This window comes from Caulobacter sp. CCUG 60055 (genome assembly GCF_022750545.1).
Classification (GTDB): Bacteria; Pseudomonadota; Alphaproteobacteria; order Caulobacterales; family Caulobacteraceae; genus PUIC01.
This window is the reverse complement of the sequence record NZ_PUIC01000001.1, coordinates 47,744-69,001: the sequence shown is the minus strand read 5'-3', so window position 1 is coordinate 69,001 and position 21,258 is coordinate 47,744. Positions and strand designations below refer to the sequence as shown.

Genomic DNA, 21,258 nt, shown 5'->3' with positions numbered 1-21,258 from the left:
TGGACGTGATCAAGATCGTGTTGCTGACCCTGGGCGCGACCGTCGTCGCGCTCCTGGTCCTGGCCCTCGTCGGCTGGCTGGCCCTGCGCGGGCCGGACATTCCCTATGCGACGCTGGAGGCCAAGTACGGCGAGCGCAGTTCGCATTTCGTCGACCTGCCCGGCGGCGTGCGGCTGCACTATCGCGACGAGGGCGACCCCAGTCGGCCGGCGATCCTGCTGGTGCACGGGTTCGGGGACTCGGTGTTCTCGTGGGACGGCTGGGTTCGGCGCTTCGGCGACCGCTACCGGATCATCCGCGTCGACCTGCCCGGCCACGGGCTGACGCGCGCGCCGGACGGCTACGTCGCCACCGCCGACGGCTACGCCGAGCTGATCGACGCCCTGGCGGCCAAGCTCGCCCTGCCCCGCTTCGCCATCGCCGGCAACTCGATGGGCGGCGGCGTCGCCTGGCAGGTGGCGGCCCGCTATCCCCAGCGGGTCGACGCCCTGATCCTGGCCGACGCGGCCGGGTGGCCCAACGAGACCTTGTCGAAGAACCCGCCCCTGGCTTTCCGCCTGCTGAAATATTCGTGGGGCCGCGCCTTCCTCCGCAGCATCGACAACAAGCCGCTGATCCGCCAGGGGCTGCGGGCCGACGTCGTCGATCCGTCGGTGATCACCCCAGCCTTCATCGACCGCTGGGCCGAACTGCAGCGCGCGCCGGGCCATCGCGCCATCCTGATGTCGATGCAGCCGGGCGCCCACAGCCAGGCCAGCGTCGAGACGCTGCGCACGATCAAGGCCCCGACCCTGGTGCTGCACGGCGAACAGGACCACATCATCGAGCCGGCGGCCGGCCGCAAGTTCGCCGAGGCCATACCCGGCGCGCGCCTGATCCTCTATCCCAACGTCGGCCACCTGCCCCAGGTCGAAATTCCCGACCGTTCGGCCGACGACGTCGCCGCCTTCCTGGCCGCCCTGCCGGCCGACGCCGCGCCGTGAGGCGCACGGACTATCTGGGCAACCCGGTCAGCGCCGACGACGACCTGGCGGTGGCGGCGGTCGACGACTTCGTCGGCGGCTTCCTGGGCTACGAGGCCCGCGCGGCGGGCGTGGTCGCGGCGGCGGACGCCGCGGCGGACGATCCCCTGCTCAACGCCTACGCCGGAATCCTGTGGATGCTGCTGGAGGCGCCCGAGGCGCCGGCGCTCGCCCGGACCTATCTCGAAGCGGCCGAGCGGGCCTCCGCCCGCGCCAACCCCCGGGAGCGGATGACCGCCGCCTTCCTGCGCGCCTGGATCGAAGACGACCTGCCCCTGGCCCTGAGCGTGGCCGACGAGACCGTCGAGGCCTTCCCGCACGACCTGGCCATGGTCAAGCTGCGCCAGTACCACGACTTCAACCGCGGCGACTTCCCGGCCATGCTGCGGGTCGCGCTCAAGGTCCTCGACGCCAACAGCCACGTGCCGCACATGCACGGCATGACCGCCTTCGCCTACGAGCAGTGCCATCTGATCGACGAGGCCGAGGCCGCCGCCCGAACCGCCGTCGACATGCGTCGCAAGGAGCCCTGGGCCCACCACGCCCTCGCCCACGTCATGCTGACGCGCGGGCGGATCGACGAGGGCGCGCGCTTCCTCGAAGAGGTGTCCGAGACCTGGACCGGCCTCAATTCGTTCATGGAGAGCCACGCCTGGTGGCATCTGGCCCTGTTCTATCTGAGCCAGGGCCGCGACGCCGAGGCCCTGGCCCTCTATGACGAGCGCTGCTGGGGGATCGCCAAGACCTATTCGCAGGACCAGATCGGGGCCGTGTCGCTGCTGGCCCGCCTGGAGCTCGCCGGCGTCGATGTCGGCGGCCGCTGGGGCGAGTTGGCCGGCTGGCTCAAGGCCCGCGCCGACGACACGGTCCAGCCGTTCCTGAGCCTGCAATACTTCTACGGCCTCGCCCGCGCCGGAGCGGCGGAGGCCGACCAGCTGCTGGGGGCCATCGCCGAACGCGCGCGCGCCGCGCCGGCCTTCGCGCGCGAGGCCTGGAGCGGCGTCGCCCTGCCCGCCGCCGAGGGCCTGGCCGCCCACGTCCGGCGCGATTGGGACGAGGCCGTGCGCCGGCTGGGCGCGGCCCTGCCGCGCATGGTCGAGATCGGCGGCAGCCACGCCCAGCGCGACCTCTTCGAGCAATTGCACCTCGACGCGGCGATCCGCGCCGGCCGCCTCGTCTCCGCCCAGCAGACCCTGGAGATCCGGCGCGGCTTCGACCCCGACGGCGTTCACCTCAACCGCGCGCTGGCCGACGTCTACGGCCGGCTCGATCTGCCCGCGCAGGCCGCGCAGGCGGCGGCGCGCGCCGAAAAGACCCTGGCCCGACGTCGATGAACCAAAGGCCGCTTCGCATCGGCGGGCGCGTCCTGGCGCTGGCCGTCGCCGCCGTCCTGACGGTCCTCGCCGCCGTCGCGGGCGGAAGCGGCGCGCTGGCCGCCGCCAAGGACGACCTGACCCTGGGCGCCCAGCTGGAGCCGCCCAATCTAGACCCCACCCTCGGCGCCTCGGTGGCGACCGACGAGGTGGTCTACGCCAACGTCTTCGAGGGGCTGGTGCGCATCGGCCCCGACGGCGGCGTCCGGCCGGGGCTGGCCGAGTCCTGGGACATCTCGCCCGACGGCCTGATCTATGTCTTCCACCTGCGTCGCAGCGTGCGCTTCCACGACGGCGCGCCGTTCGACGCCGCCACCGCCAAGTTCGCGCTCGACCGGGCCCGCGCGCCGACCTCGCCCAACGCCCAGCGGCCGCAGCTGGCCGCGGTCCGCGCCGTGGAAGCGGTCGATCCGGCCACCCTGCGCGTGACCCTGAGCCGCCCGGACGGCGGCCTGCTAGACGTCCTCGGCTGGGGCGGCCTGGTGATGGTGGCGCCGAACTCCATCGCCGGAGCCGCGGCTCGTCCCGTCGGCACCGGGCCGTTCCGCTTCGCCGGCTGGCGGCGCGGCGACTCCATCGTCCTGACCCGCAATCCCGACTATTGGGGCCGGCCCGCGCCGCTGGCCCGCGTGACGTTCAAGTTCATCTCCGATCCCACCGCCGCCCTCGCCGCGCTCAAGGCCGGCGACGTCGACGCCTTCCCCTATTTCCCGGCCCCCGAGAGCCTGGCCCAGCTGAAATCCGATCCCCGTTTCAAGGTGACGGTCGGCGCGACCGAGGGCGAGACGCTGATGGCCATGAACCAGCGGCGGCCGCCGCTGAACGACCTGCGCGTGCGCCGGGCGCTGTCCTACGCCATCGACCGCAAGGCGGTGATCGAGGGGGCCATGTTCGGCTATGGCGAGCCGATCGGCAGTCATTTCAGCCCGCGCGATCCCGGCTATGTCGACCTGACCGGCCGCTATCCGCACGACCCGGCCCGCGCCCGGGCGCTGCTGGCCGAGGCCGGATATCGCGACGGCCTGTCCCTGACCATGAAGCTGCCGCCCACCGGCTACGCCCGCCGCAGCGGCGAGATCCTGGCCGCCCAACTCGCCCAGGTCGGCGTGCGCGTGCGGCTGGAGAACCTGGAATGGGCCCAATGGCTGGAACAGGTGTTCAAGAACCACCAGTACGACCTGACCGTGGTCTCCCACACCGAGCCCAAGGACTACGACATCTACGGCCGGCCGGACTACTATTTCGGCTATGAAAGCCCGCCGGTCCGCGCCCTCCTCGCCCAGCTCGACGCGACCCGCGAGCCGCCCGAGCGCCTGCGGCTGCTGGGCCTGATCCAGCGGCAGATCGCCGACGACGCGGTCAACGGCTTCCTGTTCGAGTTCCCCAAGCTGGGCGTCTGGCGCGCCGACCTCGACGGCCTGTGGACCGACGCCCCGATCGAGGTCAACGACCTGACCCAGGTCCGCTTCCGCGGCGCGGCGGCGGCCGGCGCCGCCCCGTCAGCCGCCGCGCCGATCCTGGTCGTCGCGGCCGGCGGCGCGGCGGCGCTCGCGGCCGCCGCCCTGGTCGGCCTCGCCCTGTTCCGCGCCGGTCCCGCCTACGCCGGCCGTCGGCTGGCGATCCTGGTCCTGACCCTGCTGGGCGCCAGCCTCGTGGTCTTCGCGGTCACCGAGATCGCGCCCGGCGATCCGGCCAGCTTCATGATGGGATTGAACGCCAATCCCCAGGGGCTGGCCTCGCTGCGGGCCGAGCTGGACCTCGATCAGCCCGCGCCGGCGCGCTACCTCGCCTGGCTGGCGGGCATGGCCCATGGCGATTTCGGCCTCAGCTACACCTATCGCACGCCGGTGGCCGACCTGATCCTGGAGCGGCTGCAGGTGTCCCTGCCCCTGGCCCTCTACGCCCTGGCCCTGGCGGCGGCGTTCGCCTTCCCGGCCGCCGTGGTCGCCGCCGCCAACCATCGTCGGACGGTCGACCGCGCCATCGGCGGCCTGACGCAGCTGGGCGTCGCCGCGCCCAACTTCTGGCTGGCCATGCTGCTGGTGCTGGTCTTCGCGGTCGGCCTCCACTGGACCTCGGCGGGCGGCTTCCCCGGCTGGCGCGAAGGGCTGTGGCCTGGCCTCAAGGCCCTGACCCTGCCGGCGATCGCCCTGGCCGCACCCCAGGCCGCCGTCCTGACGCGGGTGCTGCGCGCCGCGCTGGTCGACACCCTGTCCCAGGACTACATGCGCACCGCCCGCGCCCGCGGCCTCAGCCGCCTCCAGGCGCTGTGGCGCCACGGCCTGCCCAACGCCCTGGTCCCGACCCTGACCGTGCTGGGCCTGCAGATATCGTTCCTGCTCGCCGGCGGCGTCATCATCGAGACGGTGTTCTTCCTGCCCGGCCTCGGCCGCCTGGTGTTCCAGGCCATCGCCCAGCGCGACCTGATCGTCGTGCAGGGGGTGGTGATGACGCTGGTCCTGGCGGTGGCCGTGACCAATTTCGTCGTCGATCTCGCCTACGGCCTCGTCGATCCCCGCCTGCGCGGAGACCGCCGATGAGCGCCGCCCCCCGCCCGGGCCGTTCCGGCCTCGCCCTCGGCCTCGTCCTCACCGGCCTGCTCGCGGGCGCGGCCGTCCTTTCGCTGGTCTGGACGCCCTATGACCCGGCCGCCCAGGACATCGGCCGCCGACTGCTGCCGCCCTCGGCGGCGCACCTGCTTGGCACCGACCACTTCGGCCGGGACGTGCTGTCGATGGTCATGGCCGGCGCCAGAGCCTCGCTCGGCGTCGCCCTGGCGGCGACGGCCATCGGCCTCGGCGTCGGCGCGCCCCTCGGCCTCCTGGCCGCGTCGCGTCGGGACGGCGTGGTCGACGAAGCGGTGATGCGGGTCAACGACATCGTCTTCGCCTTCCCGGCCCTGGTGCTGGCCATCCTGCTGGCGGCGGTGTTCGGCCCTGGCGCGGCCGGGGCCATCGTCGCCATCGGCCTGTTCAACGTTCCGGTGTTCGCCCGGCTGACCCGCGCCGGCGCGCTCGGCCAGTGGTCGCGCGACTACGTCTCGGCGGCCCGGGCGGCGGGGCGTTCGGACCTGGCGATCTCGATCGAGCACATCGCGCCCAACCTCGCCGGACTGCTGATCGTCCAGGCCGCCATCCAGGCCGCCCTGGGCGTCGGCGCCGAGGCGGGGCTGTCCTATGTCGGCCTCGGCGTGCAGCCGCCCAGCCCCAGTTGGGGGCGGATGCTCAACGACGCCCAGACCCTGGCCGGGACCGCGCCGTGGCTGGCGGTGTTCCCGGGCCTGGCCATCGCGCTCAGCGTGCTCGGCCTCAGCCTGCTGGGAGAGGGCCTGCGCGACCGCCTCGACCCGGCCTGGGAGCGGCGGCCATGACCGCGCCCCTGCTGTCGATCGAGAACCTCAGCCTCAGGCTGGACGGCCGCGACATCCTGCGGTCGGTGTCGCTGACGCTGGCGCCGGGCCGCGTCCTCGGCCTGGTCGGCGAATCCGGATCGGGCAAGTCGATGACCGCCCTGGCGGTGCTCGGCCTCGCGCCGCCGGGCGCGACGGCGACCGGCCGCGTGCTGCTGGACGGCGAGGACCTGCTTCAGGCCGGCGAGCGACGGATGCGGTCGGTCCGGGGCGGCGACGTCGGGCTGGTGTTCCAGGAGCCGATGACGGCGCTCGATCCGTTGCAGACCATCGGCGACCAGGTGGCCGAGGCGGTGCGCCTGCATCGCGGCGCCTCGCGGGCCGAGGCCCGGCGCGCGGCGGCGGCCATGCTGGAGCGCGTCGGCCTGCCGGCCGCGCGGTTCCCGCTGTCCCGCCATCCGCACGAACTGTCGGGCGGCCAGCGCCAGCGGGTCGCCATCGCCGCCGCCATGGCGGCGGGACCGCGCCTGCTGATCGCCGACGAGCCGACCACCGCCCTCGACGTCACCACCCAGGCCCGCATCCTCGATCTGCTCCGCCAGGTGACGCGGGAGGACGGCGTCGGCCTGATCCTGATCAGCCACGACCTCGCCGTCGTCGCCGACCTGGCCGACGACATCGCCATCCTCAAGGACGGCGAGGTGGTCGAGGCCGGCGAGACGCTGTCGCTGTTCCGCGAACTGCGCCATCCCTACAGCCGCGCACTGGTCGAGGCCTCGGCGCTGCGACCGCGCCCGCCGCCCGGGACCGCCTCCAGGACCGTCGACGCGCCGCCATTGCTGGAAGCCGCCGGCCTGATCCGCGAGCACAACGGCGCACGTCGCCTGTGGGGACCGGCCAGGCCGTTCCGAGCCGTCGACGGCGTCGACCTGACCCTCCACGCGGGGGAGCGCGTGGGCCTGGTCGGCGAATCCGGCAGCGGCAAGTCGACCCTGCTGCGGGCCCTGCTGGCCCTCGACGACATCCAGGGCGGCGCGGTGCGGCTGGACGGCCGCCGGTTCGAGCGCCGCCGGGCGCCGGCCGACCTGCGCCGCAAGATCCAGGTGGTGTTCCAGGACCCCTACGGCAGCTTCGACCCGCGCTGGAAGGTCGCCGACCTGATCGCCGAGCCGCTGCGCCTGTCGCCCGACGCGCCCATCGGCGCGGCCCGCCGCCGACGGGTCGAGGCGATGCTGGAGCAGGTCGGCCTCAAGCCCGCCGACGCCGACCGCCGGCCGCACGCCTTCTCCGGCGGCCAGCGCCAGCGCATCGCCATCGCCCGCGCCCTGATCGTCGAGCCGCAGATCCTGGCCCTGGACGAGGCGGTGTCGGCGCTGGACGTGCGGGTGCGGGCGCAGATCCTGAGCCTGCTGGACGACCTGTCCGAGCGCCTGGGGCTGGCCTACCTGTTCGTCACCCACGACCTGTCGGTGGTGCGGGCCGCCACCGACCGCCTCCTGGTCATGCAGAACGGCAAGGTGGTCGAGACCGGCGAGACGGCGGCGGTGTTCGCCGCGCCCCGCCACCCCTATACGCGCACCCTGCTGGCGGCGACGCCGGACCTGGAGCGGGCCCTGGCGGCCCGGGCCGCTCAGGTCGCGCTGTAGACGCCGCGGGCGATGGCCCGGGCCAGGACGTCGGCGCAGGCCGAACCCAGCCGGGCGACGTGAAGGGGCCGCTCGTCTTGGCCCAGGGCGACGCCGCCGCCGGCCAGGGCGAAGACCACGTCGCCGTCGAACGGGGTGTGGGCGGGCCGCACCGCGCGGGCGAGACCGTCCTGCGCCATCATCGCCACCCGCTTGCACTCGGCGCTGGTCAGGTCGGCCGAGACCGCGACCACGCACAGGGTGGTGTTGGCCCCTGGCTCCAGCCGCCGCTCGGCCTTGAGCCTTGACTGTTCGGGCAGCGGCTCGCGCGCCGGGACAAGGTCGGCGCCCGGCCTGCGGCCGCCGAACTCGCCGTCGATCTCGAAAGGCCAGGCCCAGAAGGTCTCGCCATCGGGCATGTGGACCGAGCCCACCGGGTTCACGGCCGCCAGCGCCCCGACCATCAATCCGCCGCCGAGGTCGAGCGAGGCCGAGCCCAGGCCGCCCTTGACCAGCCCGGCCATGGCCCCGCGCCCGGCGCCGGTCGAGCCGAGGTCGAAACGCGCCGCGGCGGCGTCGGTCGCCTCCAGGCCCAGGCGGCGATAGGGCGGCTCCAGGCCCCAGGCCTTGTCGCCGCCGTTGCCCAGGTCGTGCAGCACCGCGCCGGGCACGATGGGGATGGCAGGCGATCCGGGTTTCAGGCGCAGGCCGACGCCGCGCGCCGACAGGGCGGCGACCACGCCGTCCGCCGCGCCCAGGCCGAACACCGACCCGCCGGCCAGGACGACGGCGTGCGCCTTGCCGACCAGGTTCTCCGGCGCCAGGGTTTCGCTCTCGCGCACGCCCGGACCGCCGCCCCGCACGTCGACGCCCGCCGACCAGTGGCCGTCGCACAGCACCACGGTGACGCCGGTGCGGACGGTCTCGTCGACGGCGTTGCCGACGGTCAGGCCCGGCACGTCGGTGATCAGGTTGAGCGGACCAGGTCGCAGCACGTCAATCAGACTCCCGTTCGAGGCCGCGCGCCTCAGGCGGCGGCGAACGCCTTGGCGTAGGCGTCGGGCTTGAAGCCGACCAGCAGCTCGCCGTCGACGTCGAGCACCGGCCGCTTGATCATCGAAGGCTGCGCCGCCATCAAGGTCAACGCCCTGTCCCGATCGATATCAACGCGGTCGGCCTCCGGCAGCTTGCGGAACGTCGTGCCGGAACGGTTGAGCAGAACCTCCCAACCCGCCTTGTCGGCCCACGCCGCCAGGCGGTCCGCGGCGATCCCCTCGACCTTGTAGTCGTGGAAGACATAGGCGACGCCGTTGGCGTCCAGCCAGGCCCTGGCCTTCTTCATCGTGTCGCAGGCCTTGATGCCGTAGATGGCGACGGCGGCGGGCTCGGCCATGGGAGGTCCTTTCCTAGGGGCGGCGGGACTCAGCCGTTCAGCGGCCGCCGCGCCAGCGGTATATGCCGGGTCTTGCCCAGCAGGCTATGCACCAGCACGAACTCGCCGACGGTCCAGCGCACGGGCTCGACCGGCCGCGCCTCGACGACCTTGTCGTCGTAGAGCAGCGTCATGTGCGGGGTGAATTGCGGCTTGGCCCAGCGACCGAGGCCGACCCGGGCCAGGGCTTCGCCGAGATCGCGGCGGAAGGCCGACAGCTCCGCCAGCCCGCCCGGCTCGCCCTGCAGCACGAAGGGATTGCCGCCCGGCCTGCTCGCGAAGCTGGCCACGCGGTCGAAAACCACCTCGAACGGCGCGGCCGTCACGGCGGCGGCGGCCTGGCGCGCCGCCTCGACCACGCCGTTCGGCAGCCCGACATAGTCGCCCAGGTGGTGCAGGGTGACGTGGAGACGATCGACCGCCAGCGGCCGGCCGGCGAGCCCCAGCGCCTGGCGGAGGCTTTGCGCGACGCCGTCCGCCTGGGCGGCGGCCTCAGCCGACGGAAAGATGGCGAACAGCAGCCGGTCGGTCGGCGCGACGTCCGCGCCGAACCCCGGAAACGCAAGCTGTTCAGACATGCCGCCCCGCCCAAAGCCTGGATTGGACGGGTCAAGCAATGGATTCCCGATGCGCCTTCAAGTCACAAGGCCGTGTTGGCTGGCGCCCGGCCTCAGGCCTCGATCAGTCCGTGGCTCATGGCCAGCGTCACCGCCCGCAGCTTGTTCGGCGCGCCGAGCTTGTCGGCGGCGTTCTTCAGGTGGAACTCGGCGGTGCGGGGCGTGATGCCGAACGCCGCCGCCGTCTCGGCCACGGTGCGGCCCAAGGCGGCCTGGCGCAGGCAGTCGATCTCGCGCGCGGTGAGCACGACGCCCTCCCCGCCGGCGCTGTAGGACGGCAGCGCCGTCTTGGCCTCGTGGTGGAAGGCAGCCGCAGCGAACGCCAACTCGGCCGCCCGTTCCCCCGCCCATGGGCCGGCGCAGTCGCGATGCAGGCCGTAGAGGCTGACATAGGCCGGGCCGGCGGCGTAGTCCTGGACCGGCGCGGCGACCCCGCCGCAGACGCCCCGCGCGCGCAGGCGGCGCTGGAACTGCCGCTCGGCTTCGGTGAACTCCGGGGCGTCGGCGGTGGTCCAGACGAAGGGCCGATGGTGCGCCGCCGCCTGGCGCGCCACCGGATCGGCGGTCGCCGCCTCCTCGTCCAGCCTGACCACGTCCAGGGGCTCGGACGAGACGAACCGGGCCGGGGCCGCGTCCGCGCGGCCGCCCTGCCGTTCACGGACGACATGGCCCAGGTGCATGTAGAGCCCGCCGGCGAAACCGGCGTCCCGCGCCAGGCCAAGGAGCCGCTTCTGCAAGGCGACGACGACCTCGCTCGGCGCCGGCCGGCGGGTGCGGCCGCCCAGCGGGGCTGAGTGCTGCGGCCATACGGCGCGCGGCGCGATCGACGGATCCGCCGCCAGGTTGAGACTGGCCATCATGGGAGCTTCGCCCTAAGTTTCGAGGCGCCGCCCTCCCTGAAAACGGAACGGCTTTCGATCGGCCGGCGCGGAACGTGATGCATTTCCATGGAACATCGACAACGTCGGCTCGACGGCCGCTCATAACGGAGAGCCGTCGGTCCGGCGGATCACGACAGGCATTTTGGTGAACTTTTTGCGGCGCCCGTCGCTCCTCCGCGTCCGGACGGACGTCGCGCCCGGCCGCCTCGCCGGAGCGCGCGGCCGGAGCGCGGCGATGACGGCGCGCGCCGCCGGCCTGGCGGCGGGCCTGGCCCTGGGAATGGGCGCCGCGCCGGCCGCGGTCGCGGCGGCGTCGGCGGCCCAGGCGCGGCCGGTCGCCTACGACATTCCGCCCCAGCCCTTGCCGGCCGCGATGGAGGCCTTCGCCGCCGTCACCGGCCTGCAGGTGCTGTACGACCGCCCGCCCGGCGCGGCGCCGCGCTCGCCCGGCGCGCGCGGGCTTCTGGCGCCCGAGGCCGCGCTCCGGCGCCTGCTCGCCGGCACCGGCTTCGCCGCCCGCCTCGACGGCCAGGGCGGCGTCGTGCTGTATCCCCTGGCGGCGGCCTCGTCCGTCCCCGAACAATCGCCCGGCCCGCCCCCCAACCTCCCGCGCCTGGCGCTCGACGCCCTTCAGGTCGAAGGCGCGGCGGTGGTCGAGGCCCCCCGCGACGGCGCGGTCGACCTGCGCTTCTACAGGACCCTGATCCGCAACGGCGTCCGGGAAGCCCTGAGCGGCAATCCCAAGACCTCGAAGGACGACTACGACGCCATGCTCGAACTGGAGATCGCCGGCGACGGGACCGTCCAAAGGGCCCGGCTGGCGGCCTCGACGGGCGATCGCGACCGCGACCGCGCCATCGTCGACGCGGTCCAGGGGCTGGCGCTGGACCAGCCGCCGCCGGTCGACCTGCCGCACCCGGTCCGGGTCGACGTCAAGTCGCGCAAGCGGCCCTGAACCCTCGCGAACAAGCGGCGTGCGTGCGCGCCGCATGACACACATCCTTCACGCGATCGTCGCATTCCGCGTGCTAGGCTAAACTCGAGCCTGTGGAGATCGCGATTTCGACCTCCGGCGGCACGTCTCGAAAACGCGGATAGTTCCAACGATGTTTTCGTTGCCGGTCTTTGCGCGTCAGCCTTCGGGACGGCGCCAAGCCCTGAGCGTCATGGTCTCGCTGGCCGTTCACGGCGGGGTCGCGGCCTATGTCCTGCACCTGCCGCCGGCCTCGACGGCGCCGCCGCGCGCGGCGGCGGGCGACGGCGAACCGCGCGCCGTGTCGGTCCAACTGGTCAGGGCGGGTTTCGAGCGCGGCCAGGCGCCGAGCAGCCCGGCGACCTCGTCCGCCATCGCCGCGCCGGCCGAGGGACAGGAGGCGACCGCGGCCAAGCCGGTCGGCCAGGACGGCCGCCGCCCCGGCGAGGAGGCCCCAGGGCAGGCGGCCGCGCCGGCCGCGCCCGAGGCCGCCGCCAGCACGCCGCTGGCGGGCGTCTCGACGATCAGCTCGGACTACCAGCGGCGGCTGCTCGCCCATATCCAGCCCTTCAAGCGCTATCCCGACGAAGCCGAACGCACCGGCGTGCGCGGCGTGGTCCAGCTCGTCTTCGAACTGGACCGGCGCGGGCGCCTGCTCGGCGTGTGGGTCGCCCACAGTTCCGGATCGCCCGTCCTCGACGCCGCCGCCGTGGATACCGTGCGCCGCGCCGCGCCGCTGCCGCCGATCCCCGGCGCCCTGCCCGACGACCTGTCGGTCCAGCTGCCCGTCGAATTCAACGGACCGATGTCGAGGTCGTAAGGTGTTGCAATCAAAGGAAGCATGATTCTACTATAGGTTGATTATTCCGCCTCGTCGGATGCGGCGCGCCGGCCTTCCCGCTCACGCCGCCCTTCGTCCCGCCGCAACCTCTGTCGAGCCGATCCGCATGTCCGAGACGACTTGGGCCGCCCTGCGCCATCGACTGCTTGGCCGGTACGACGAGTTCGTGCGGCGGCTGAGCCGGCGGCTGGGCTCGGCCGACGCCGCGCGGGAAGTCGTCCACGAAACCTATCTGCGCCTGCAACGGGTGGGCGACATCGAGCCGATCCGCAATCCCGACGGCTACATCTTCCGGACGGCGATCAACATCGCCAAGAACCGCGAGGTCAAGGAACGGCGCCACCTCGGGGCCTCCGAGATCGATATCCTGATGGAGATCCCCGACGAGGGGCCCGATCCCGCCCGCATCGCCGAGGCCCGGTCGGAGGCCGCGCAGGTCCGCCTGGCCCTCGCCCAGCTGCCGCAACGGCGGCGCGAGATCTTCGAGGCGTCCTGGGTCGACGAGACGCCTCACGCCGAGTTGGCGAGGCGCTACGGAGTACATCTGAGGACAATCCAGCGCGAACTGGACGAGGCGACCAAATACGTCAGGCGTTGGTGCAAAGAAAATGGTGCGCCATCGCGTCGCGTATCGCCTCCAGAATGGTCATCAGAATAGATAGAGGACGAATCGAGGGATCGGTTCGGCGCAAGCCTCGCCCATACCAACCGATGCGGGTGATGACGGGTATCGATCAAGACGCACGCGACGAGATGCTGCGGGACGAGGGCCTCGCCTGGGTCAATCGGCTGCTCTCGGGCGCGATGACGGGCGAGGACGCCGCGGCGCTCCGTTCGTGGCGGGCCGCCAGCCCCGCCCACGAGCGTGCGTTCGTCGACGCCGTCCGCCTGCGCCGGCTGGTCCGCGGCGTCATCCTGGAGACGCGCCGGTCCGCCGCCTCGCCCCGTTCCGCCGACCACCGCGCCAAGCGGGCGGCGGACGGGCGGCGCACCCGCCGGGCCCTGCTGGCCGGCGGCCTGGCCGCGTCGGGGGCCGGCTATCTGGCGGTCAATCCTCCGGGCCGGCTGTGGCCCTCTCTGTCCGAACTGACCTCCGACTACCGCACCGAGCCCGGCGAGCGCCGCGCCGTCGCCCTCGGCGACGGGGTGTCGATCGAGCTGAACACGCGCACCAGCGCCGCCCGTGACGGCGCCGGCATGCGGCTGGTCTCGGGCGAGGTGGCGGTGACCTCCAGGCGCGCCGCAGCGACCCCGTTCGTCGTGACCGCCGGCGCCGGCCGCGTGCTCGTCGCCGACGGCGCCGTCAACGTTCGCCTGGACGGGACCTCGGCCTGCGTCACCTGCCTGGCCGGGACGGCGCATGTGCTCCGCGACCGCGATCAGGTCCGCCTGGAGAGCGGCCGTCAGGTCCTCTACACCGCCGAGCGGATGGGCCCGGCGGCCGAGTCCGACCTGACGGTGGCCGCGGCCTGGCGCAAGGGCCTGCTGATCTTCCGCGACGCGCCGCTGGAGCAGGTGGTCGGCGAACTCAACCGATACCGCGCCGGCCGCATCATCCTGGTAAACGAGGCCCTGGCCCGTCGCCCGGTCTACGGCGTCTTCCAGACCCGCCGCATCGGGCACGCCGTCGAACAGATCCAAAGCCTGACGGGCGCGCGCGCCTCGCACCTCCCAGGCGGCGTCGTCGTCCTGACCTAGCGCTCCGCGCGCCGGCGCGCCGGCGCGCCGACGCAAAAAATTCACACGATGTTTTGTCGCCGGTCCGGAAACGGATTGTCACCCCTACAGACAGGACAAACCAAGGCTGAGGCGACGTCTCCACCGGCGCTGAACTTGGCTTGCCGCAATCAAGACTGACGTCCGATCGCGAATACCGTCCGCCTGCTGCTTTTCCAGGCGGTTCGAAAGTCGTGAAACGGGGTCGGAGGCGGGATGGTCATGGGGATGCGCGCTGTCGGCGCGTCTCCGGCGTCGCGGCGGCGGGCTCAACCAAGGGGCCGCCCGGACGCGACGGCTGCGTACGGGGGACTTGGGGTTCGTGGACAAGACGGAGCGCTATCGGGCGTCGCGCCCCAGGCGGCTGCTGACCCGCGCCGCCCGCCTCGCCGGGGCGGCGGCGGCGTTTTCGGCCGCTCACGCCCACGCCGCGCCCGAACCGACCTTCGACATCAACGCCATGGACGTCGACGGCAACACCCTGCTCAACCAGGCCGAGCTTGAGACCGCCATCTATCCCCACCTGGGGCCGGGGCGCACCCGCGCCGACGTCGGCGCGGCCCAGGCCGCCCTGGAAGAGGTCTACCACGCCAAGGGCTACCAGTCGGTGGTGGTCGAGGTCCCGCGCCAGACCGTGGCCGACGGCGTCGTCAAGCTGCACGTGGTCGAGGCGCCGGTCGGCCGGCTGCGGGTGGTCGGCTCGAAGTACCATTCGCTGTCCGAGATCGAGGCGGCCATCCCGTCGCTGACCGAAGGCAAGGTCGCCGACTTCAAGCAGGCCCAGGCCGAGCTGAACGAGGTCAACCGCCTGCCCGACCGGCAGGTCACGCCGCTGATCCGCGCCGGCGCCGCGCCGGGCACGGTCGACATCGACCTCAAGGTCTCCGACCAGGAGCCGCTGCACGGCAGCCTGGAGCTCAACAACCAGAACAGCCCCTACACCAAGCCGCTGCGGCTGTCGGCCAACCTGCGCTACGACAACCTCTGGCAGCTCGGCCACAGCGTTTCGGCCACCTATCAGGTCGCGCCCGAGCGCACGACCGACGGTCAGGTCTACGCCGGCTCCTATGTCGCGCCGATCTGGAACACCCCCTTCAGCGTGATGGTGTTCGGCTTCAACTCCGACAGCGACCTGGCGACGATCGGCGGGGTCGACGTGCTCGGCAAGGGCTACGCCGTCGGCGCGCGCGCCATCTACCAGTACAAGCCGGTCGGCTCGATCAACCAGAGCCTGTCGTTCGGGATCGACTACAAGCACTTCCAGGAATTCGCCCGCCTGTCGGGCGGCCAGGTCAGCGCCGGCGCCGTCACCTATTGGCCGCTGGCCGCGAACTATACCTTCCGCCGCCAGGCCCAGGCGGTGACCACCGCCAGCCTCGCCCTTACCGCCAACCTGCGCGGGCTGGGCAGCGACGACCGCGGCTTCCAGACCAAGCGGGCCGACGGGCGCGCCAACTTCGTGCACCTCAACGTCGAGTTCGAGCACCTCCAGCCGCTGTGGGCCGGCTTCCAGGGCGACGCGCGCCTCAGCGGCCAGATCGCCAGCGGCGCCCTGGTCTCCAGCGAGCAGTTCTCGATCGGCGGCCGCTCGTCGGTGCGCGGCTACATGGAGGCCGAGGCGGTGGGCGACAACGGCCTGTTCGGGTCGCTGGAGCTGCGCTCGCCCCGGCTGCTGCGCCGGTTCTCGAACATCCTCAGCGACTTCCGGGTCGTGACCTTCGTCGACGGCGCCGGCGCCTGGGTGCTCGATCCCCAGGCCGAGCAGAAGAACGCCTTCTCGCTCTACAGCGTCGGCCTCGGCGCGCGTTTCCAGCTTCTCGACCGGCTGACCGGCGACGTGGTCACGGCCGTTCCGCTCACCGACGGCCCGACCCGCGTCAGCGGCCGCCCCTACACCTCCTTCAGCCTGAAAGCGGAGTTCTAGATGACCGCCTCACCCCGAGGGTCGACCCGCGCCCGCCGCCCGGCCTCGCCGCCCGCCCTGCTGCTGATTCTGCTGGCCATGCTGGTCGGCGCGGCCATGCCGGGCGAGGCCCGCGCCTGGTGGAACAAGGACTGGCCGTACCGCAAGCAGATCACCATCGACGCCTCGGCCAAGGGGCTGGCGCTGCGCCAGCCGGTCGGCCGCGCGCCGCTGCTGATCCGCCTGCACAGCGGCAACTTCAAGTTCGACGACTCCCAGGAAGGCGGCGTCGACCTGCGCTTCGTCGCCGGCGACGACAAGACCCCGCTGGCCCACCATGTCGAGAGCTTCGACCCGCTGCTGGGCGTGGCCACGGTGTGGGTCGACATCCCGCAGTTCCCGGTGGATTCGACCAAGCCGATCTGGATGTACTACGGCGCCAAGAAGGCCGCGCCCGCCGCCGACGCCTCCGGCTCGTTCGATCCGGACTACGTGGCGGTCTATCACTTCGACGCCGCCGCCGGCGCGCCGCCCAAGGACAAGACCGCCTACGGCAACACCCCGCAGACCGCGCCGCCGGCCATCGACGACACCGGCGTGGTCGGCAAGGCCGGGCGGTTCACCGGCGCGGGCCCGATGCTGCTGCCGGCCAGCCCGTCGCTGGCGGTCAAGCCCGGCGCGCCGTTCACCTTCAGCGCCTGGGTGCGCATGGACGCCGCCCAGCCCAACGCGGCCATCTACGCCCGCCGCGACGGCGGCGGCTCGCTGGTGGTCGGCGCCGACCAGGGCGCGCCCTTCGCCGAGGTGAACGGCCAGCGCTTCAACGCCGCCGCGGCCCTGGTTCCCGGCCGCTGGACGCATCTGGCCCTCGTCGCCGATGGCCGCAGCTTCATCCTCTATGTCGACGGCAAGCCGGCGGGGACCGGCGTGGGAGCCCTGCCCGCGCTCAACACCCCGACCGCCATCGGCGGCGACGCCCCCGGCGGCGCCCTGGCCGGGTTCCAGGGCGGTCTCGACGAGGTTCGGATCTCCAAGGTCGCCCGCCCGCCGGTCCTCATCCAGATGGACGCCGCCTCGCAAGGCGCGGAATCGCGGCTGGTCGCCTTCGGGGCCGACGAAAAGCAGTCCGGCTTCGGGTTCGGCTACTTCGGCGTCATCGTGAAATCGGTGACGGTGGACGCCTGGGTGGTCATCACCATCCTCGGCGTGATGGCGGTCGCCTCCTGGTACGTGATGTGGACCAAGGCCGCCTACGTCAACGCGGTCGACCGGGCCAACGACCGCTTCATCGAGCTGTTCCGCGCGCACGGGGACGAGCCGCTGGCCCTGGCCCGTCGCGAAGGCGTCGAGGCCGCCGACCTGCGCCGCTTCGACCTGTCGTCGCTGCACCGCATCTACCGGGCGGGGGCCGACGACATCGGCCGCCGCACCCGGCCGGGCGGCCACCTCACCCTGAGGGCCGAGTCCATCGAGGTCATCCGCGCCCTGATGGACGCCACCCTGGTGCGCGAGAACCAGCGCCTGGCCAAGGGCATGGTGCTGCTGACCATCGCCATCTCGGGCGGGCCGTTCCTGGGCCTGCTGGGCACCGTGGTCGGGGTGATGATCACCTTCGCCGCCATCGCCGCCGCCGGCGACGTCAACGTCAACGCCATCGCTCCCGGCATCTCGGCGGCCCTGCTGGCCACCGTCGCCGGCCTCGGCGTCGCGATCCCGGCCCTGTTCGGCTACAACTACATCCTCACCCGCAACAAGGCCGTCCAGGCGAACATGCAAGTGTTCGTCGACGAGTTCGTCACCCGCGTCTCCGAGAAATACAGCGACCAGGGCTACGCCCGGGCCGCCGAATAGCCGGCGGCGCGCGGGAGAACGGCCATGCAGCTGCAGGACGACGACAAGCCCTACGACGACATCAACATCACGCCGATGCTCGACCTGGCGTATGTGCTGCTCGTCATCTTCATCATCATGACCACCGCCTCGGTGCAGGGGATCAAGGTCGACCTGCCCAAGGCCAGTTCGGCCGCCTCGCTGGCCAAGCCCAAGACCAAGGCCATCACCGTCAACGACAAGGGCGACCTGTTCCTGGACGCCTATCCGGTGACCCTGGCCGAGCTGGAGACCCAGCTGCGCACGGCCAAGGCCGCCGAGCCCGACTTCCCGATCGTGGTGAAGGGCGACTCCGTCGTCCAGTACCAGCGCGTCATGGACGTGCTCGACCTGCTGCGCCGCCTCGACCTGAACCAGGTCGGGCTGGTGACCGGCAGGGCCGACAAGTCCTGACGCCGGGATGGCCGCGATGATCTCGCCGGACAACCGCGACCGCATCGCCTCGATCGCCAAGTTCGGCGTCCCGGCGGTCGTGCTCGTGCTGATCGCCGTCGGGATCTGGCGGCTGGCCTCCGACACCGCCGGCGAACGACGGGAGGCCCCGCAGACGGCTGTGGTGGCCCTGACCCCGCCGCCGCCTCCGCCGCCGCCCAAGGAGAAGCCGCCCGAGCCGCCCAAGCCGCAGGAGACGCCGACGCCGGTCCCCTCGCCCCAGCCCAAGCCCGAGGCCGCCGCCAAAACCGACGCGCCCAAGCAGATGACCATCAACGGGCCGCCGCAGGCCGGGGCGGACGCGTTCGGCATGGCCGCCGGCGCCGGCGGCGGCCTCTCGGTCGGCGGCGACCCGAACGGCGGCGACGGCCCCGGCGGCGGCGACTTCGGCGCGGCCGGCTACACCCGCTACCTCAACAGCGTCCTGCAGCAGGCCGTACAGTCCGACGACCGGGTCAACCGCCTCTACTTCGCCGCCCAGGTGCAGATCTGGATCGGACCCGACGGCCGCGTCACCCGCGTCGCCATAGCCCGGTCCAGCGGCGATCCGCACACGGATCGCGCCCTGGTCAGCGCGCTCGAACAGGTCGGACGGCTGGAGCAGCCGCCGGCGCAACTCAGATTTCCAGCCCGCGTGGCGCTCAAGGGACGCCGGACATGACGCGCCCGAGCCCGGCCGCGGGCCGCATTCCGTCGAGGGGATTTAGATGACGATCACGATCCATGACCGGGCTCGCCGGCTGGCGGGCGCGGCCCTGGCCGGCGCCGTCGGTCTGGCGGGCGGCGCGTTGCCGACCCACGCCCTGGCCGAGCCGTCGGAGAACCTGACGGTCAACCTGATGCGCCTGCTGGTCAAGCAGGGGGTCATCACCCAGGACGCCGCCGACCAGCTGATGGCGCAGGCCCAGCGCGAGACCGCCGAGGCGCGGGCCGCCGGCGCCGGCGCCGGCGACGCGCCGGTCGAGCACCGCCTGCCGCCGGTCGCGCCCGGATCGACGCGCATTCCCTACGTCCCCGAGATCGTCAAGAACCAGATCCGCGACGAGGTGCGCCGCGAAGTCATCGAACAGGCCAAGGCCGAGAACTGGGCCCAGCCCAACGCCCTGCCCGAGTGGGTCAAGCACGTCCAGATCAGCGGCGACGTGCGCGTGCGCGACGCCTTCAACCTCTATTCCAGCGGCAACCAGAACGACCTGATCAACTACGCCGCCATCAACGCCAACGGCCCGGTCGACATCAACCCGGCCACCAACAAGACCGGCGTGCCGATCCTCAACACCACCAAGGACCGCGACAACCTGTTGGAGATCCGCACCCGCCTGGAGGTGCGCGCCGATCCCTCGCCCTGGGTGACGGCCGCGGTGCGCCTGGCCAGCGGCCAGACCAATTCGCCGGTCTCGACCAGCCAGTTGCTGGGCGGCGGCCTGAGCAAGAAGTCGATCTGGCTCGACCGGGCCTATATCGACCTGCACCCCCGCCCCTGGATCGGGGCGACCCTGGGCCGGATGCCCAATCCCTTCATGTCGACCGACCTCGTCTTCGACGAGGATCTCAATTTCGACGGCGTCGCCGCGCGCGGGGCCATGGATGCGCCGTTCATGCAGGGGCTGCGCCTGTCGGCGGTCGGCGGCGTCTTCGTGACCGACTACCAGGACCTCAACTTCCCGAGCACCGGCGCCAACGGCGCCGACAAGGCCAACGAGCGCACCAAGTGGATGGTCGCCATCCAGGGCGCGGCCGACTGGCGCACCGACCGTTTCGACTGGAAGACCAGCGCCGCCCTCTACCAGTACCAGTCCAGCCGCGGCCTGTTGTCCAGCCCCTGCGCCGTCTACGCCGGCGTCACCCAATGCTCGACCGACGCCACCCGCCCGGCCTTCATGCAGAAGGGCAACACGCTCTTCCTGATCCGCAACATCATCCCCGATCCCGGCCTGCCGATCGGCGCGGCGGCGGCGCCGCAGTTCGCCGGGCTGCTGTTCGACTACAACGTGCTGAACCTCAACACCGCCTTCGACCTGAAGGTCAGCGACAAGCATCTGGTCCTGGTCGGCGACTACGCCCGCAACCTCGCCTACAAGCATTCGGACTCCTGCCGCTTCGGTTCGGCGGGCCTGCCGGTGACCAACGTCATCGCCCCCAATCTGGCCGACACCAACATCTGCGCCCCCGGCACCACCTCGCGGTTCAAGAGCGGCCCCAACGCCTGGATGCTCAAGGCCAGCTACGGCGATCCGGACGCCTACGCCTTCGGCCGCTGGAACATCACCGCCGGCTACAAGCACATCGCCCCGGACTCGATGCCCGACGCCTACAACGACTCCGACTTCCACCTCGGCGGGACCAACGCCGAGGGCTATTTCCTGACCGGAACCCTCGGCCTGATGGCCGGGGCCAACCTCCAGGCGCGCTGGTTCAGCGCCAACGAACTGTTCGGGCCGCCGCTGTCGATCGACGTCGGCCAGATCGAGCTGAACGTGAGGTTCTGACCATGCGCACGCCCATCCGCCTGCTGGCCGTCACGCTTCCCGCCGCCGCCCTCTGCCTCGCCGGTCCTGCCAGGGCCCAGAGCCTCGAGGACCGGCTGCGAAGCCAGCTGGTCTCGGTCACTTCGCAGCTGCGCGCCGCCCAGTCCAGCCAGGCCGAGCTTTCGGCCCAGAAGGCGGCGGCTGAGAAGGAGCGCGACGCGCTCAAGGCCAAGCTGGCGACAGCGCAACGGCCCCGCCGCAGCGAACCGGCGGCCTCGCCCGAATACCAGCGCCTCAAGGCCGAGTTCGACCAGATGGCCGCCGCCGACGCGGACCTCAAGACCCGCCTCGCCGCCGCCCAGGCCGACCTCCGCCGCGCCGGCGAGGACGCCGCCCGCGACGGCGCGGCCCGCGACCAGTCCGCCGCCGCCCTGGCCGCGCGCGAGACCGACCTGGGCGTCTGCCGCGCCAAGAACGCCGAGTTGATCGACACGGCCAAGGCGCTGCTGGCCGCCTATCGCGGCGTCACCGTCGCCGACGTGCTCGCCCGCAGGGAGCCGCTGACCGGCCTGAAGCGGGTCCAGTTCGAACAGGCCGCCCAGGACTACGGCGACCGCATCCACAACGGGCGTCTCGACGTCCGCCCCCGCCCCTCGGCGCAGGTCGCCGACAAGCCGTCGCAGCATTGAGCGGGGCGGGGCCCAGCGCCCGTCCGGCAAAGGTTTGAGAGCGCACC

Annotated in this window: 19 protein-coding genes; 15 read left to right on the top strand and 4 right to left on the bottom strand. The window is 72.5% G+C overall.

The window, feature by feature from the left end:
* The first annotated feature begins 5 nt into the window (after positions 1-5).
* The 5 genes from C5708_RS00260 to C5708_RS00240 are packed head-to-tail and all read left to right on the top strand — an operon-like array spanning position 6 to position 7,390.
* A complete protein-coding gene (locus C5708_RS00260) occupies positions 6-983 on the top strand; it encodes an alpha/beta hydrolase (RefSeq protein ID WP_242916595.1) in 978 nt (325 codons plus the stop codon).
* Positions 980-2,356 (top strand): tetratricopeptide repeat protein, encoded by a 1,377-nt coding sequence (locus C5708_RS00255; protein ID WP_242916593.1) that lies wholly within the window; start codon positions 980-982, stop codon positions 2,354-2,356. Before C5708_RS00260 ends, C5708_RS00255 begins: the two co-directional genes overlap by 4 nt.
* Positions 2,353-4,935: an ABC transporter substrate-binding protein gene (locus C5708_RS00250; protein WP_242916591.1), complete on the top strand. Its 2,583-nt coding sequence runs from the start codon at positions 2,353-2,355 to the stop codon at positions 4,933-4,935. Before C5708_RS00255 ends, C5708_RS00250 begins: the two co-directional genes overlap by 4 nt.
* Entirely contained in the window at positions 4,932-5,765 is an 834-nt protein-coding gene (locus tag C5708_RS00245) for an ABC transporter permease (RefSeq protein WP_242916589.1), read from the top strand. The genes C5708_RS00250 and C5708_RS00245 overlap by 4 nt, the downstream gene beginning before the upstream one ends.
* Positions 5,762-7,390 (top strand): dipeptide ABC transporter ATP-binding protein, encoded by a 1,629-nt coding sequence (locus C5708_RS00240; protein WP_242916587.1) that lies wholly within the window; start codon positions 5,762-5,764, stop codon positions 7,388-7,390. Before C5708_RS00245 ends, C5708_RS00240 begins: the two co-directional genes overlap by 4 nt.
* Here the strand turns inward: C5708_RS00240 and C5708_RS00235 are convergent.
* The 4 genes from C5708_RS00235 to C5708_RS00220 form a co-directional block, all read right to left on the bottom strand.
* A complete protein-coding gene (locus C5708_RS00235) occupies positions 7,375-8,364 on the bottom strand; it encodes a P1 family peptidase (protein ID WP_242916585.1) in 990 nt (329 codons plus the stop codon). The genes C5708_RS00240 and C5708_RS00235 overlap by 16 nt on opposite strands.
* A gap of 32 nt (positions 8,365-8,396) precedes the next feature.
* Positions 8,397-8,762, bottom strand: coding sequence for an ArsC family reductase (locus C5708_RS00230; protein ID WP_242916583.1), 366 nt, complete (start codon positions 8,760-8,762; stop codon positions 8,397-8,399).
* A 29-nt stretch (positions 8,763-8,791) separates the two neighbouring features.
* Positions 8,792-9,379, bottom strand: a complete 588-nt coding sequence (locus C5708_RS00225; RefSeq protein WP_242916581.1) for a 2'-5' RNA ligase family protein — start codon at positions 9,377-9,379, stop codon at positions 8,792-8,794.
* A gap of 92 nt (positions 9,380-9,471) precedes the next feature.
* Complete coding sequence (locus C5708_RS00220; RefSeq protein ID WP_242916579.1) at positions 9,472-10,275, bottom strand: helix-turn-helix transcriptional regulator; 804 nt, start codon at positions 10,273-10,275, stop codon at positions 9,472-9,474.
* Positions 10,276-10,534: 259 nt separating this feature from the next.
* Here C5708_RS00220 and C5708_RS00215 point away from each other — a divergent pair, with 259 nt between their 5' ends.
* From C5708_RS00215 to C5708_RS00165, 10 genes are all read left to right on the top strand, one after another.
* Positions 10,535-11,254 carry a TonB C-terminal domain-containing protein gene (locus tag C5708_RS00215; RefSeq protein ID WP_242916577.1) on the top strand — a complete coding sequence of 240 codons (720 nt, stop codon included), beginning with the start codon at positions 10,535-10,537 and terminating at the stop codon, positions 11,252-11,254.
* A gap of 211 nt (positions 11,255-11,465) precedes the next feature.
* Positions 11,466-12,092 carry an energy transducer TonB gene (locus C5708_RS00210; RefSeq protein WP_242916575.1) on the top strand — a complete coding sequence of 209 codons (627 nt, stop codon included), beginning with the start codon at positions 11,466-11,468 and terminating at the stop codon, positions 12,090-12,092.
* Between the two features lie 127 nt (positions 12,093-12,219).
* Positions 12,220-12,771, top strand: a complete 552-nt coding sequence (locus C5708_RS00205) for a sigma-70 family RNA polymerase sigma factor (protein WP_242916573.1) — start codon at positions 12,220-12,222, stop codon at positions 12,769-12,771.
* A gap of 62 nt (positions 12,772-12,833) precedes the next feature.
* A complete protein-coding gene (locus C5708_RS00200) occupies positions 12,834-13,811 on the top strand; it encodes a FecR domain-containing protein (RefSeq protein WP_242916571.1) in 978 nt (325 codons plus the stop codon).
* Between the two features lie 340 nt (positions 13,812-14,151).
* Positions 14,152-15,753: a ShlB/FhaC/HecB family hemolysin secretion/activation protein gene (locus C5708_RS00195; RefSeq protein ID WP_242916569.1), complete on the top strand. Its 1,602-nt coding sequence runs from the start codon at positions 14,152-14,154 to the stop codon at positions 15,751-15,753.
* Entirely contained in the window at positions 15,754-17,583 is a 1,830-nt protein-coding gene (locus C5708_RS00190) for a MotA/TolQ/ExbB proton channel family protein (RefSeq protein ID WP_242916567.1), read from the top strand.
* A 24-nt stretch (positions 17,584-17,607) separates the two neighbouring features.
* On the top strand, positions 17,608-18,015 hold the full coding sequence (locus C5708_RS00185) for a biopolymer transporter ExbD (RefSeq protein ID WP_242916565.1): 408 nt from the start codon (positions 17,608-17,610) through the stop codon (positions 18,013-18,015).
* Between the two features lie 16 nt (positions 18,016-18,031).
* A complete protein-coding gene (locus tag C5708_RS19395) occupies positions 18,032-18,715 on the top strand; it encodes a TonB family protein (protein ID WP_278253680.1) in 684 nt (227 codons plus the stop codon).
* A 46-nt stretch (positions 18,716-18,761) separates the two neighbouring features.
* The gene (locus C5708_RS00170) at positions 18,762-20,543 is read left to right on the top strand and encodes a putative porin (protein ID WP_242916563.1); all 1,782 of its coding nucleotides are present in this window, start codon (positions 18,762-18,764) and stop codon (positions 20,541-20,543) included.
* Positions 20,544-20,545: 2 nt separating this feature from the next.
* Entirely contained in the window at positions 20,546-21,211 is a 666-nt protein-coding gene (locus C5708_RS00165; protein WP_242916561.1) for a hypothetical protein, read from the top strand.
* Positions 21,212-21,258 lie beyond the last annotated feature (47 nt).